The organism is Sphingopyxis sp., assembly GCF_035565275.1.
Lineage (GTDB): Bacteria > Pseudomonadota > Alphaproteobacteria > Sphingomonadales > Sphingomonadaceae > Sphingopyxis.
Map to the genome: position 1 here is coordinate 1 of NZ_DATMST010000187.1, position 14633 is coordinate 14633.

Annotated in this window: 10 protein-coding genes; 6 read left to right on the forward strand and 4 right to left on the reverse strand. The window is 66.5% G+C overall.

Features of this window, described 5'->3' with window-relative positions; genetic code table 11:
* Positions 1–901: efflux transporter outer membrane subunit (locus VN047_RS13140; RefSeq protein WP_325543377.1), on the forward strand; the 901-nt coding region annotated here is incomplete at its 5' end.
* Positions 902–910: 9 nt separating this feature from the next.
* Here the strand turns inward: VN047_RS13140 and VN047_RS13145 are convergent.
* Genes VN047_RS13145 through manD form a run of 3 tightly spaced genes read right to left on the reverse strand, consistent with a single transcriptional unit; the run spans position 911 to position 3795 of the window.
* The gene (locus VN047_RS13145; RefSeq protein ID WP_325543379.1) at positions 911–1636 is read right to left on the reverse strand and encodes a FadR/GntR family transcriptional regulator; all 726 of its coding nucleotides are present in this window, start codon (positions 1634–1636) and stop codon (positions 911–913) included.
* Positions 1637–1669: 33 nt separating this feature from the next.
* Positions 1670–2584: a DUF4861 family protein gene (locus VN047_RS13150; RefSeq protein ID WP_325543380.1), complete on the reverse strand. Its 915-nt coding sequence runs from the start codon at positions 2582–2584 to the stop codon at positions 1670–1672.
* Positions 2584–3795 carry a D-mannonate dehydratase ManD gene (gene manD, locus VN047_RS13155; protein WP_325543382.1) on the reverse strand — a complete coding sequence of 404 codons (1212 nt, stop codon included), beginning with the start codon at positions 3793–3795 and terminating at the stop codon, positions 2584–2586. The genes VN047_RS13150 and manD overlap by 1 nt, the downstream gene beginning before the upstream one ends.
* Before the next feature lie 121 nt (positions 3796–3916).
* Between manD and VN047_RS13160 the strand changes: the two genes are divergently transcribed.
* From VN047_RS13160 to VN047_RS13180, 5 genes are all read left to right on the forward strand, one after another.
* Positions 3917–6370: an exo 1,3/1,4-beta-D-glucan glucohydrolase gene (locus VN047_RS13160; protein WP_325543383.1), complete on the forward strand. Its 2454-nt coding sequence runs from the start codon at positions 3917–3919 to the stop codon at positions 6368–6370.
* On the forward strand, positions 6361–7512 hold the full coding sequence (locus VN047_RS13165) for a glycoside hydrolase family 88/105 protein (RefSeq protein ID WP_325543385.1): 1152 nt from the start codon (positions 6361–6363) through the stop codon (positions 7510–7512). The genes VN047_RS13160 and VN047_RS13165 overlap by 10 nt, the downstream gene beginning before the upstream one ends.
* A gap of 182 nt (positions 7513–7694) precedes the next feature.
* On the forward strand, positions 7695–10637 hold the full coding sequence (locus tag VN047_RS13170; RefSeq protein WP_325543387.1) for a TonB-dependent receptor: 2943 nt from the start codon (positions 7695–7697) through the stop codon (positions 10635–10637).
* The gene (locus VN047_RS13175) at positions 10637–11881 is read left to right on the forward strand and encodes an alginate lyase family protein (protein WP_325543388.1); all 1245 of its coding nucleotides are present in this window, start codon (positions 10637–10639) and stop codon (positions 11879–11881) included. The genes VN047_RS13170 and VN047_RS13175 overlap by 1 nt, the downstream gene beginning before the upstream one ends.
* The gene (locus VN047_RS13180; RefSeq protein WP_325543390.1) at positions 11878–13047 is read left to right on the forward strand and encodes an alginate lyase family protein; all 1170 of its coding nucleotides are present in this window, start codon (positions 11878–11880) and stop codon (positions 13045–13047) included. The genes VN047_RS13175 and VN047_RS13180 overlap by 4 nt, the downstream gene beginning before the upstream one ends.
* Here the strand turns inward: VN047_RS13180 and VN047_RS13185 are convergent.
* The gene (locus tag VN047_RS13185) at positions 13044–14630 is read right to left on the reverse strand and encodes an acyl-CoA dehydrogenase family protein (RefSeq protein WP_414712705.1); all 1587 of its coding nucleotides are present in this window, start codon (positions 14628–14630) and stop codon (positions 13044–13046) included. The genes VN047_RS13180 and VN047_RS13185 overlap by 4 nt on opposite strands.
* Positions 14631–14633 lie beyond the last annotated feature (3 nt).

A 14633-nucleotide genomic window follows, 5' to 3' on the forward strand; every position in this document is an offset into this window, starting at 1 on the left:
GCGCGAGGCGGCGACGCTGTCGGTCAGCGCGGCGACCGCGAGCGGCTATATCAGCCTGCTTGCGCTCGACGACCGCCGCCAGTTGCTGATCGAGACGCTGGGATCGCGCGGCGAGGCGCTGCGTATCGCACGCGACCGTACCGAAGCGGGTTATACCTCGCAGCTCGAGCTGCGGCAGGCCGAAGCCGAATATCGCGCGACCGAACAGCAGATTCCGGCGATCGAGGCCGCAATCGCGCGGCAGGAAAATGCGCTGTCGCTGCTCGTCGGCGAAATGCCCACGGAGATCGCGCGCGGCCGCGACTTCGACGCGCTGTCGCCGCCGGTCGTCCCCGATGTCCTGCCGTCGGACCTCGTGCGGCGCCGTCCCGACATTGCGCAGGCCGAATATGCGCTCGCCGCGACCGACGCGAATCTTCGCGTCGCGCGGGCGCAATTCCTGCCGCAGGTCCGCCTGTCGGCTTCGGCGGGCGCGTCGGTCTCGTCGCTGCTTCCCGACCCGATCAGCATCTGGTCGATCGGCGGCAGCATATTGGCCCCCCTGTTCCAGGGCGGGCGGCTGCAGGGCCAGTTCGATGCCGCGACCGCGCAGCGCGATCAGGCGGCATTCGGCTATCGCCGCGCGGTGCTCGCCGCCTTTCGCGAGGTCGAGGACCAGCTCGCGATAATCGACCGGCTGACCGCGCAGGAGCGTGCGCTGCTCGCCCAGCGCACCGCGGTCGCCGACGCGTTGCGCCATGCGACCAATCGCTATCGCGCCGGCTATTCGCCCTATCTCGAACAGATCGATGCCCAGCGTGCCTTGCTGGGAGTCGATCTCGCGCTCATCCAGCTGCGCGCCGACCGCCTCACCGCTTATGTCGCGCTCTATCAGGCGCTCGGCGGCGGAACGGCGCCCTAGATCCGGATTCTAGCGGGCAAGCAGCCCGTGCCCGCCCTCCTTGAGCGTGCGGTAACGAAGGATCGATTTTTCGATGTGACGTCGCGCGGCGCGGCGCGCAGCCGCGGGATCACCGGCCTCGATCGCTGCGACGATCGCCTCATGGTCGCGGTTGATCGTGCGGGCGTAGCGCTGATGGCGCACCGGATCATCACCCTGCAGATACAGCCGCCGCGACGGGACGAGCCGGACGCCGAGAAATTGGGTGAAACGGAGGAAATAGGGGTTCCCCGTCGCGCTGGCGATGGCCGCGTGAAACGCCGCGTCGGCGGTGACCGAAGCGTCGACGTCGGTGCTTTCCTCCATCGCCGCGAGCGCGCGGTGGAGTTCGGCGAGATCGGCGCCGGTTCGGCGGCGCGCCGCAAGGTCGGCCATCTCGGCTTCGAACCCCATACGCATTTCGAGCAGTTTCAGCACATCGTCGATCTCGCCGATCTCCTCGGCCGTGACCTGAAACGCCCGGTATTGCGCGCCGTCGGGGACATAGGCACCCGAACCCCGGCGCGATTCGAGCAGGCCGCGCGCGGCGAGCCGCGAATAGGCCTCGCGCACGACGGTGCGGCTGACGCCGAAATCCTCGGTAATCGCCTTTTCAGTCGGGAAGCGCGATCCGGGTGGCATGTCACCCGACTCGATCCGTTCCTCGAAACGCTGGACGAGATCGTCCGCCAGTGACGCCGCCTTGGTTACCGCCATATGCGGGTGCCTATCATCGTGCCGCTACGCTGACTAGCGCATCGTGGCCGGACGGAAGTCGGGGCGCTGCGCATCGACATAGGCCTGCCACGCGCCCTTCGTCGCGAAATCGCCGCCACGATCCCACGCCGCGCCGCTGTAATAGACAAAGGGTCGGTCCGGCTGCACACGGACCAGGATCAGAACATTGTCGGCGTCCTCGGCAAAGCCGGCGAACGCGGCAGGATCGACCATTACCGCGGCCGCCATACGCCCCTTTTCACCATCGGCGGGTCCCCACCATGTCAGGCGGGCGGCCGTACCGTCTTTCTTCACTTCGCCCGATTGGCCGCCGTTGACCGGCCGTTTCGAAATGCCGATGCCGACGACCAGTTCGTCGTCGTTGCTCGACCCGATTGTCGAGGTCAGCTTCGTGAAGTTCGTCCCCGCGGGCAGTGTGAAGCGGCGTGTCTCGCGCACCGTACGGACGGTATCGACCGGCCATGGCTCGTAATCGACGCTGAAGTCGGCGACGTCGGGGCCCGAACGCAGGATTTCGGGCCGCACATAGTTGCGCGAGGTCCACAGCTTGTTGTCGTGCCAGATGCCAAGCCCGCCGATCCCGCGTCCGGTGCCGACATTATAGAAATCGATCCCCTCGCCATGGTCGGCATGCTGGTCGCCAGTGCGAAGCTGCCGGTCCATATAGGGCCAGCGCACCCGTTTGCCCCATGCGTCGATCCCCGACGACGATGGCGGTTCGGCCGCCTCCAGCGCGCGGCCATAGATACGGAACGCGATCCGGTCGTTTTCCCAGAGCAGGTCGTCAAAACGATAATCGGCGATCGACACCGCCACCCGCGCCTTCTGTTCTTCCGCCGTTGCGGGGCGTAGCGGCCGATGATCCTGCGCCGCGGCCGGTGCCGCAAGCAGCGCGAGGGTGAGGGTGAGGGTGAGAAGCGCGCGCATCACCAACTCCACATCGTGCCGTCCTCGAGCCGGTTCACCGGCAGATAGGCGCGGGCGTAAGGAAAGGTTTCGGCAAGCGCCTCGTCGATATCGACCCCGAGCCCGGGCGCGTCGCCCGGATGGAGCATGCCATCGGCGAAGCTGTATTCATGCGGAAAGACCGCGTCGGTTTCGGGCGTGTGGCGCATATATTCCTGTATTCCGAAATTGGGTATTGCGAGCCCCAGGTGCAGCGCCGCCGCCATCGTCACCGGCGACAGGTCGGTCGCACCGTGGCAGCCGGTGCGGATCTGGTACAGGTCGGCGAGCGAGGCGATCTGGCGCATATGGGTGATCCCGCCCGCGTGGAGCACGGTCGCGCGAATATAATCGATCAGCCGGTTCTCGATCAGCGCCTTGCAGTCCCACACCGACGAGAAAATCTCGCCGACGGCGAGCGGCGTCGTGGTGTGCTGGCGGATCAGGCGGAAGGCGTCCTGATCCTCGGCCGGGGTCGCATCCTCGATCCAGAAGGGACGGTACGGCTCGAGATCCTTGCCGAGCCGCGCCGCCTCGATCGGGGTCAGCCGGTGGTGGACGTCGTGGAGCAGATGAACGTCCCAGCCGAGCGCCTCGCGCGCGGCGGCGAACAGTTCGGGGACGACGCGCAGATATTTGCTGGTGTTCCAGACATTCTCGCTCGGCAGATCGGCGTCGGCGGGCTCGTAGAAATAACGGTCCTTGCTGACTCCATAGGTCGACGCCATGCCGGGCACCCCGCATTGCAGGCGGATCGCCTTATACCCCTGTCGCTGATAATCGAGCGCCGCCTCGATCGTATCGGCAATGCTGGTGCCGTTGGCATGGCCATAGACCATGCACCCTTCGCGCGATGCGCCGCCGAGCAGCTGGTACACCGGCAGTCCGGCAATCTTGCCCTTGATGTCCCACAAAGCCATGTCGACCGCAGCGATTGCGCTCATGGTCACGGGACCGCGGCGCCAATAGGCGCCCTTGTAGAGATATTGCCAGATATCCTCGATCCGGTGCGCGTCGCGCCCGATCAGGCAGGGGACGACATGGTCGGACAGATAGCTCGCGACCGCGAGCTCGCGGCCATTGAGCGTCGCGTCGCCGACGCCGGTGGTGCCGTCGTCGCATTCTATCTTCAGCGTGACGAAATTGCGCCCCGGACTCGTCACCATGACGCGCGCTGACACGATCTTCGGCATAATCTTCCTCTCGGCCCGATATCGAAGTTGTCTGACAACCTTATTGACAGGATCGCGACAAAAGGGAAAGGAATATGTGAACGGTCCCAAAAAGCGAGTGGCCAAAAGAGGGAGTGGACGGGTGAAGCGAAGCGGGTGGCTCATGGGTGCGATGGCGCTGATGGCAGGAGCGGCCGCTGCGGACGAGGGCATCGCGCGTCCCGATCGCTGGCCCGCCATCGTTGCCCACGCCCCCGATGCGACCGCCGAAGCGCGCATCGACGCGCTCCTGGCCGCCATGTCGCTCGAACAAAAGGTCGGCCAGATCATCCAGGGCGATATCGGCAGCACAACGCCCGACGATGTCGCAAAATATCACCTCGGCTCGATCCTCAACGGCGGCAGCTCGTCGCCCGGCGGCGACGAATTCGGCCCGGCCTCGGCGTGGGTGACGGCGGCCGACGCCTATTATGACGCGTCGATGCGCCCGAACGGCAAGCTGCCGCGCATCCCCGTGATGTGGGGATCGGATGCGGTCCACGGCCACAATAATATCGTCGGCGCGACGCTCTTTCCGCACAATATCGGGCTCGGCGCAGCGCGGAATCCGGCGCTGATGGAAAAGATCGGCGAGGTGACCGCGATCGAGATGCGCGTGACCGGGCTCGACTGGACCTTCGCGCCGACGATCGCGGTCGCGCGCGACGACCGCTGGGGCCGCACCTATGAAAGCTTCGGCGAGGATCCGGCGATCGCGACACGCTATGCCGCAGCACTTGTCCATGGGCTGCAGGGCCGGCGCGGCGACGCCGACTGGCTGAAGGGCGCGCATATCATCGCCACCGCCAAGCACTTCCTCGCCGACGGCGGCACGGCGGACGGGCGTGACCGCGGCGACGCGAAGATCGACGAATTCGAACTGATTCGCCTCCATGCCCCCGCCTATGTCGCCGCGCTCGGCGCCGACGTGCAAAGCGTGATGGCGAGCTTTTCGGGATGGAATGGCGTCAAGATGCACGGCAATGCCAGCCTGCTCACCGGCGTGCTCAAACAGCGCTGGGGGTTCGACGGGCTGGTCGTCGGCGACTGGGACGGACATGCCAGGGTTCCGGGCTGCTCGCCGACCGAATGCCCCGCATCGATCGCCGCGGGGCTCGACATGTACATGGGGCCGGCGAGCTGGAAGGGGCTTTACGCCTCGACCCTCGCCGCAGCAAAGGCGGGCACGCTGCCGATGGCGCGGCTCGACGATGCGGTACGCCGTGTCCTGCGCGTCAAGCTGCGCGCCGGACTGTTCGAGGCGGGCAAGCCGTCGACGCGCGCCTATGCCGGCCGGTACGACCTGCTCGGCGCGCCCGGCCATCGCGCGGTGGCGCGGCAGGCGGTGCAGGAATCGCTGGTGCTGCTCAAGAACAATGGCGTCCTGCCGCTCAAGGCCGATACCCGCATCCTTGTCGCGGGCGACGGTGCCGACGATGTCGGCAAGCAGTCGGGCGGCTGGACGCTCACCTGGCAGGGAACGGGGACCAAGCCCGAGCATTTCCCCGGCGCAACGTCGATCTTCGCCGGGGTGCGCGATGCCGTGACGGCGGCCGGCGGCGCTGCGGACCTGTCACCCGAAGGCCGCTTCACGGCCAGGCCCGACGCCGCAATTATTGTGTTCGGCGAGGATCCCTACGCCGAATTTCAGGGCGACCGCGCCGATCTTTATTTCGACGACACGCGCGGCAGCCTCGATGCGATGAAACGGCTCAAGGCGGCTGGCATTCCTGTGGTCGCCGTTTTCCTCTCGGGCCGTCCGCTGTGGATCAACCGCCACATCAACGCCGCCGATGCCTTCGTCGCGGCGTGGCTCCCGGGATCCGAAGGCGGCGGGGTCGCCGACGTCCTGTTCGGCAAGACCGACTTCAGCGGCACACTGCCCTTCTCGTGGCCGGCCGACGCGAAAGGCGCGCCGCTCAATATCGGCGACGCGGGTTACAAGCCGCTTTATCCTTTCGGCTACGGCCTGAAACTCGCCGATCGCAGCCCCGCCACGCGCCTGCCCGAAGATCCCGGCATCGCGATCGAACAGCCGCCCACCGGCACGATCTTCGCACGCGGGCGCGCTCTTGGCACGCGGTTGCTCCAGATCGACGGCGCCAACGACAGCCCGCAGGCGATCAGCGGTGCCGCCGACAACGGCGCGCTTGCGGTCCGCCCGGTCGATCGCGACGCGCAGGAGGATGCGCGCGAAATCATCTGGTCGGGCAAGTCGCGCGGGACATTGATCGTCGCCAATCCGCGCGCCACTGACCTGTCGGGCGCCGGGCCGCTCGCACTGACGCTCGACCTGCGGGTCGATCAGGCACCAACCGCGACGGCGATGCTCGAACTGCGCTGCGGTCCGGGCTGCACCGCGCGAGTCGATATTGCACACCGCCTCGCCGCCATCGCAGGCAAGGGCTGGCAGACATTGTCGATCCCGCTCGCGTGCCTTCCCGGCGCGCGGCTGGGCAGCGTCACCGTTCCCTTCGCACTCTCGTCGAGCGCACCGATGCGCCTCACCCTGTCTTCGATCGCTCTTACGCCCGCAAAGGAAACGCCATGTCGCTGAGCCTCTTCGCCTTGATGATGACCACCCCCGCGGCGGTCGCGATTCCGGCCGAACCCGTCATGCCGCAGCCCGCCGCCATCCTTGCCGAAACGCGCCGCGTCGCCGACTGGCAGCTCACGCACCGCGAGGCGTGGGACAAGATGCCCGCCGCGCGGCCGAGCGTCCGCGAGCCCCGCGACTGGCAACAGGCGACCTTCTGGGTCGCACTCACCGACCTCGCCGATCGCGACGCGCGATACCGGGACCCCGTCGTCACCCTTGGCCGAACCGAGAAATGGCAGCTCGGCAAGCTCGCCTATCACGCCGACGACCAGTTGATCGCGCAGGCGTGGGAGTGGGCGGCGCGCAACGGTGGCGGCACCGAGGCACTTGTGCCCGCGCGTGCCTATTTCGACAACGTCTTCACCAACCGCCGCACGAACAGCCTCGAATTCATCCCCACGCAGCCAGGCGGCGGATATTCGCTGTGCACCGAGCGCTGGTGCTGGTGCGACGCGCTGTTCATGGCGCCGCCGACGATGCTGCGGATCGGGCTCGCGACCGGCGACAAGCGCTACGCCGACTTCGTCCATGCCGAATGGAAGGCGACGACCGACTATCTGTTCGACCCGGTTGAGGACCTCTATTTCCGCGACAGCCGTTTTTTTGGCATGCGCGATGCCAAGGGACGCAAGCTGTTCTGGAGCCGTGGCAACGGCTGGGTAATGGGCGGCCTCGTCCGCGTGCTGCAGGTGCTCGGCGACGACGATCCGCAGCGCCCCTATTATGAGGGGCTGTTCAAAAAAATGGCGGCAAGGCTCGTGACGCTGCAAAAGGCCGACGGCTATTGGCCCGCCTCCTTGCTCGACGATGATCCGGGCACCCCACCCGAATCGAGCGGCACCGCCTTCTTCACCTATGCCTTCGCGTGGGGTGTCGACAACGGGTTGCTCGACCGGGCGACGTATGAGCCCGCAGCGGTGCGCGGCTGGCACGCTCTCGGCCGCGCGGTGCAACCCGACGGCATGCTCGGCTGGGTGCAACAGGTCGGCGATCGCCCCGACAGCGTGTCGGCGCGCGAAACGCAATTCTACGGCTCGGGCGCCTTTTTGCTCGCGGGCACCGCGATGTACGATCTGGCGCAAAAGCGGCAGCGACGCTGACGGCGTCGTTCATTCCGTAACGGCAAGGATCGGGTCTTGCGCAAGCGACGATTGACTTGCCGCGCAAAGTTGTACTACATCCAAGATTGACACCGGTATCAATTTTGCTGTTCGAAATTGACACCGGTATCAATCGTCAATCGCCGGCGTCCAGAACCGGCGAAACAACAGGGAGAGATGGAATGACGTCACGTCCGGTCACGATGGTCCGCGCCGCACTGCTCGCGTCCGCCGCGCTTTTCGCCGCCGCCCCCGCATGGGCGCAGGAAGCCGCCGAACCTCAGATTGCCGATCCGGTATCCGAAGCCGGCGGGGGCGACGAAATTCTCGTTACCGGCACCCGCGCGACCCAGCGTTCGTCGATCGCCTTCAAGCGCGACGCCGACGTCGTCGTCGACGGCCTCGTCAGCGACGAGATCGGCGCGACCCCCGACAATTCGGTCGGCGACACGCTCGAACGCATCGTCGGCGTCTCGGCCGACCGCTTCAAGGGCAACGCCAACGAACTGTCGGTGCGCGGCCTTGGGCCGACGCTGAGCTTCTCGACCTTCAACGGACGCGAGGTTTCGACCGCCGGCCCCGACCGTTCGGTCGCCTTCCAGCAATTCCCGTCCGAACTCGTCAACGGTGTCCTCGTCTACAAGACCCAGCGCGCCGACTTCCTCGAGGGCGGCGTCGGCGGCGTGATCGAACTCAAGTCGATGAAGCCGCTCGATTATGGCAAACGGCGTATCCAGTTCGAGGTGCGCGGCGATTTCCAGCCGCAGGACGATGACGTCTATCAGCACGACGGCCTCGGCTCCCGCGCCAACTTCTCCTACACCGACCAGTTCTCGACCGGCATCGGCGATATCGGCGTCTCGATCGGCTACCAGCGGCAGGACACGACCGCACCCGAAGATTATTACAACGCCAATTCGACCTTCCAGCTCTGCAACACCTCGGCGAACAACCCGTCGCTGCTCACCGGATCCGCGGCAGCGCTGGTCGCGGCCGGCGCGGGGGCCAACTGCACCTTCGCGACCGGCCCGCGGTCGGTCGCACCCAGCACCGGCGCGGCACCGGTACTCGTCGGCGAAACGCGCGGCGACACCTATTTTGCCAATTCGTCGCGCAGCTTTCGCACCCAGTCGACGTCGGAAGTCCGCGACGGACTGATCGGCGCGATCCAGTGGCGCCCGTCGAGCGATTTCGAAATTTCGGTCGACGGCCAATATTCAAAGCGCAACAGCCTCGAAAACCGCAATGTCCTGGGGATCACCGAGGGGCTGCGCGGCGTACAGCCGCTGCTGATCGGCGACGGCAGCAACGGCTATTCCGAAGGCGCGCTGATCAGCTATCGCGGCAACTCCAACCTCGAAAACCAGCTTGAGACCCGTCGGCGGGTCGAGGAATATCTGGGCGGCGGACTCAGCCTGATCTGGTCGCCCGGCCGCTGGAACGTCTCGTTCGACGCATCCTATTCGAACAGCCATCGCACCGAGACCCAGAAACAGACCCGCATGCGGTCGAACCGCCGTGTCGCCTATACGCTGAGCTATGAGGACGACGATGTCGTGCCGGTCGTCACCTTCGACAATTTCGACATCACCGATCACAACCTGTTCCTGACGACGGCGGCCAACTCGGTCTACGCGCGCAACCGCTTCGTCACCGATCGCACCGACCGCATCTGGGCGGCGCGGCTCGACATCGACCGCGAGCTCGACGGCTTCTTCACGGGCATAAAGTTCGGCGGCCGCGTCTCCGACCATCGGCGCACCAACGACAATGCGCGCAACAACGACCTCAATACGCTCGTTGCGGTCAATGGCCAGACACCGGCGCAGCTGATCGCGCAGGCAAACCAGCAGTGCCGCACCCCCTTTACCACAACATCCTATATGAATGGCATGGGGACCAACGTCACCAGATGGGCGAGCTTCGATAACGACTGCCTGTTCCGCACGTTCACCGGCGGCGAGGATGCGCTCCCCTATCCGACCGACGGCCGCGACCCGAGCGACATCGATGTCACCGAACGCATCTACGCCGCTTATGCGATGGCGAATTTCGCCTCGGATGCCGGCAACGTCCCGTTCAGCGGCAACGTCGGGCTGCGCTGGGTCAAGACCGACATCACGTCGATCGGTTTCCGCCAGCCTTACCGGATTGTCATCGATTCGATCGGCGACACCTATTCGATCGGGGTCGATCCCGATCGCCCGCTCGAAACGAACCGCGCGAAGGGCAGCTACAATTATTTCCTGCCGAGCGCGAACATCGCCTTCGACCTGTCGGATCAGGTGAAGCTGCGCCTCGCCGCCTATCGTGCGATCGCGCGATCGGGGATCGAAAGCTTCGGCGCGGGGGTGAACCTCAACCCGACCACCTCGGCCTCTGGCGTCGATGACATCATCTTCAACGCGACGACGGGCAACCCGAACCTCAAGCCGCTTCGCGCGTGGAACCTCGACGCCAGCGTCGAACTCTATGCTTCGAAAGACACGCTGATTTCGGTCGCGGGTTATTACAAATGGGCGAAGGGCACGGTGATCAGCGGCGAGGAACCGATTCCCACCGATGTCACCATCACGACGATCCGCGACGGCGGCGCGCCGGTGACCGAAACCGTCACCATCGCCCCGGTGGCGCCGACGAACGACCTCGAGACCCGCCATCTCTATGGAATCGAGGCGACGGCGAGCCACGCGCTGACCTGGCTCCCCGGCCCGCTCGACGGTCTGGGCATCCAGGGGTCGGTCAACCGCGCCTTCGCCAACTTCGAATATCCCGACACCTCGCCGATCGCCGACTATGTCGATCCGGCGAATCTGATCGGGCTGTCGAAATGGACCGCGAGCGGATCGGTATGGTTCGAAAAATGGGGTCTCTCGCTGCGCGCCAACCTTCGGTATCGTTCGGGCTATTACAAGCCGAACGGCGGCACCAACCGCGAGATTCGCGGCGGCACCTACCTCAACCTGTCGGCGCAGTACGACCTCACGAAGAATGTCCAGGTCAAGCTGCAGGCGCTCAACGTCACGGGGACCAACGATATCATGGTCAAGGGCGGTTACGACAGCATCGCCGAGGTATCACGCGGCGGCACGCAATATTTCTTCGGGTTCCGGGTCCGTCTCTGATGCGGATCGGGAGAAGCGTCCTCCCCCTGGCCCTGGCCACCGCCGCCGCGACCTTCCCGTCGACGGCGGCGGCCTTTTCTTCCCCCGCGATCTGTCAGGGAAGCGAAGGATATGCCGCCGACTTCGGCGGCCGGCGGACCTTTACACTGCGCCCGGGGGATCTCGAGGCAATCAAGGCGGCATTGCCCGACGACCCGGCGATCGGTGCCGCCTACCGGGGTCTGATCGCGCGCGCCGACAAGGCGCTCGCGACCAAGCCCGCATCGGTGATGGACAAGCGATCCATCCCCCTGTCGGGCGACCGCCACGATTATGTCAGCCTCGCTCCCTATTGGTGGCCCGCGTCGAACCCCAGGGCACCCTATGTGCGCCGCGACGGCGAGGCGAACCCCGAGCGCGAAACCAACCGCTTCGACCGCAGCGCGCTCGCCCGGATGGCGCGCGAGGCCGACACGCTCGCGCTCGCCTATTATTACAGCGGCAATCCACGATATGCCGATGGCGCCGCGCGGGTGATCCGCAGCTGGTTCCTCGATCCCGCGACGGCGATGAACCCCAATATGAACTATGCGCAGGCGGTACCCGGCGTTTCGAACGGCCGGCCCGAAGGGGTGCTCGACGGCGCGAGCTTCATCGGCGTGATCGACGCCGCAGGGTTGATCGCGCCGTCGGGAGCGCTGTCGCCCGCCGAGACCAGCGCCCTCGAAAACTGGTTCGCGCGCTACATCGACTGGATGCGCAAAAGCCCGAACGGCAAGGGCGAGGGCGCGAAAAACAACAATCACGGCATCTGGTATGACGCGCAGCTCGCGCGCTACGCGCTGTTCGCGCGCCGCCCCGATGTCGCGCGCGGGGTCTTCGCGGCCTTTCCGAAAGCGCGGCTCGAACGGCAGATGGACCCGTCGGGCGCACTGCCCGACGAACTCACACGCACGCGCAGCTTCCATTATTCGCTCTACGCGCTCGATGCTGCCTACACCGTCGCCGACAGCGCCGCGTGCCTTGGCGTCGACCTTTACGGAGAGGGGGCGGCGAAGGGCCGGTCGCTGCGCAAGGCGACCGACTATGTCGCGGCCTATCGCGGCCGCGCTGCCGACTGGCCGTACCGGGAAATGAAATGGCCCGTCGAGGCGCTTGCCGAGCTGCTCGTCCGCGCCGATACTGCCTGGGGTCCCGGTGCCTATCCGCGCGACGCGAGCGGCGACCTGTTGTTGCGCTACCGCGTCCCCCAGGTCCATCGATGATTGCGCGCCGTACCCTGCTTCTCGCCACCCTCGTTGCCGCGCCGGCTGCTTGGGCGCGGCCACGACCCGGCGGGCCCGATATTCCCGCGATCGAACGCCGCCGCCTGCTGCCGCAGGCCGGAACATTGCTCGCCGCGGTTCCGCGCACGATCGCCGCCATCCCCGCCCCGCGCAGCCCGGCGGGTCCGCAGGATTATTATTCCGAAGGCGATTATTGGTGGCCCGACCCCGCGAATCCCGGCGGCGCATATATCCGCCGCGACGGCCGATCGAACCCCGACAAGTTCGACGGGCACCGCGACGCGCTGATCGCCTTCGGCCGCACCGTACCCGCGCTCGCGGCGCTATGGGACCTCACCCGCGAGACCCGCTTCGCCGGCGCCGCGATGCGCCACCTTGCCGCCTGGTTCGTCGACCCGGCGACGCGAATGAACCCGAACCTCAACCATGCCCAGGCGATAATCGGAGTGAATCAGGGCCGCGCGATCGGTGTTATCGACACGCTGCAGATCGTCGAGGTCGCACGCGCCGCCGCGCTGTTCGCGAGACTGAACGCGCCGGGATATGCCGCGATCCGCGCCGGCGTCGAGGCTTGGTTCAGTGCCTATCTCGACTGGCTCACCACCTCGCCCTTCGGTAACGAAGAACGCGACGAAAAGAATAATCACGGTACCTGCTGGCTGCTGCAAGCGGCGTCCTTCGCCGCGCTGATCGGCCGCGCGGATATTCTCGCCGATACGCGCGCGCGGCTGAAGACCGTGATCATCCCGACGCAGATCGAACCCGACGGCCGTCAGCCGCTCGAACTCGCACGCACCAAAGCCTATGCCTATTCGCTCTTCAACCTCGACGTTCTCGCTGCCGCGGCGTGGCTGCTCGGCAACGAAACCGGCGAACTGATCGAATGGAAGACAACCGACGGCCGTTCGATCGGCGGCGCCATCGCATGGATGGCGCCCTATATTGTCGACAAGAGCCGATGGCCGCTCGCTCCCGATATCGAATATTGGGAGGGTTTCCCGGTGCGGCACCCGAGCCTGCTCTTCGGCGGCGTTGCGCTGCGGCGCAGCGACTGGCTCGACCACTGGCAACAGCTGAATCCCGACCCCGCGACCGGCGAGGTCGTGCGTAACTTCCCGGTGCGCCAGCCTTTGCTCTGGCTCTAGTTGCGGCCCTCCATCAGCCCGCGCGCGATCACCTGCGCCTGGATTTCGGCCGCCCCCTCGAAGATATTGAGGATGCGCGCGTCGCACAGCACCCGGCTGATCTCATATTCGAGCGCATAGCCGTTGCCGCCGTGGATCTGCAGGCTGGCGTCGGCATTCGACCAAGCGGCGCGCGCCGCAAGCAGCTTCGCCATCCCCGCCTCGATATCACAGCGCTTGCCGCGATCCTTCGCGCGCGCGGCGGCGTAGCTCAGTTCGCGCGCGGTGACGAAATCGACGAGGCCCATCGCCAGCTTGTCGGCGACGCGCGGGAAATCGACGATCGCCTTGCCGAACTGCCGGCGCGACAGCGCATAATCGAGCCCCAGTTCGAGCGCGCGCCGCGCAACCCCCACCGCGCGCGCGGCGGTCTGGATGCGCGCGCCTTCGAAGGTGCGCATCAACTGCTTGAACCCCTGCCCTTCCATGCCGCCGAGAAGCGCGTCGGCGGGCGCCTTCATCGCATCGAATTGCAGTGCATATTCGCGCATCCCGCGATAACCGAGCACCTCGATTTCGCTGCCGCTCATGCCCGCCGCGGGAAAGGGATCGTCCTCGATCCCGCGCGGCTTGGGGACAAGCAGCATCGAGAGGCCAGCATAGCCCTTCGCATCGGAAACCGTCCTCGCGAGCAGGGTCATCAAATCTGACCGCGCCGCATGGGTGATCCAGGTCTTCGCACCATCGATCAGCCACGCGCCGTTCGCATCCCGGTGCGCGCGCGTCTGGAGCGAGCCGAGGTCCGATCCGGTGTCGGGTTCAGTGAACACCGCGGTCGGCAAAACGCCGCCGCTCGCGATCTTCGGCAACCATTCTGCCTTCTGCGCATCGGTCCCGCCCGTCGCGATCAGTTCGCCCGCAATTTCCGACCGAGTACCGAGCGACCCCGCGCCGATCCACCCGCGCGACAGTTCCTCGGTAACGATGCACATCACCAGCTTCGACAGGCCCAGCCCGCCGAACTCCTCGGGGATGCATACGCCGAAGGTACCGAGGTCGGCCATTGCCTGCACCGTGGCGTCGGGGATCAGCGCGTTGGCCAGATGCCAGCCGTGGGCGTGCGGGACGATCTCGACATCGGTGAAGCGACGAAACTGGTCGCGGATCGCATCGAGGTCGGAGTCGTGCAGCGACTCGCCTGGCCAGTGACCGTCGGCGAGCGCAGCCGCGACGTCGGCCCGAAGTGCCGCATGATCTGCGTCGAGCAGCGCGGCGCAGCTATCGGCGAGCGCGCGGGCCTCGGCGCCCAGCCCGAGATCGGCGGGGCGAAACATCTCGTTCTGCCCCATCGGCAGGCCGCCGACGAGCTGGCCGATCCCCTCGGCCAAAGCAAGTGTCGCCACCTTCGCGTCGAGCGCGTTCGCCCCCTCGCCCGCTTCGTACCAGCCGAGCACTGCCTCCAGCGCGGCAACCGTCGTCGCGACCCACGCGAACCCGTGCGCCGCGCGCTGTTCGCGATCGATCGGGCTATGCACGAGCCGATCGGCAAGAGCAGCCGCGGCTGCGGCGCAATAGGCTTCGGCCGCCCGTAGCGCGGGGCGCAGACC

Coding starts and splice junctions, on each gene's coding strand:
- VN047_RS13145 (WP_325543379.1), bottom strand. CDS start 1,636: ATGGCGGTAACCAAGGCGGCGTCACTGGCGGACGATCTCGTCCAGCGT.
- VN047_RS13150 (WP_325543380.1), bottom strand. CDS start 2,584: ATGCGCGCGCTTCTCACCCTCACCCTCACCCTCGCGCTGCTTGCGGCA.
- manD (WP_325543382.1), bottom strand. CDS start 3,795: ATGCCGAAGATCGTGTCAGCGCGCGTCATGGTGACGAGTCCGGGGCGC.
- VN047_RS13165 (WP_325543385.1), top strand. CDS start 6,361: ATGTCGCTGAGCCTCTTCGCCTTGATGATGACCACCCCCGCGGCGGTC.
- VN047_RS13170 (WP_325543387.1), top strand. CDS start 7,695: ATGACGTCACGTCCGGTCACGATGGTCCGCGCCGCACTGCTCGCGTCC.
- VN047_RS13175 (WP_325543388.1), top strand. CDS start 10,637: ATGCGGATCGGGAGAAGCGTCCTCCCCCTGGCCCTGGCCACCGCCGCC.
- VN047_RS13180 (WP_325543390.1), top strand. CDS start 11,878: ATGATTGCGCGCCGTACCCTGCTTCTCGCCACCCTCGTTGCCGCGCCG.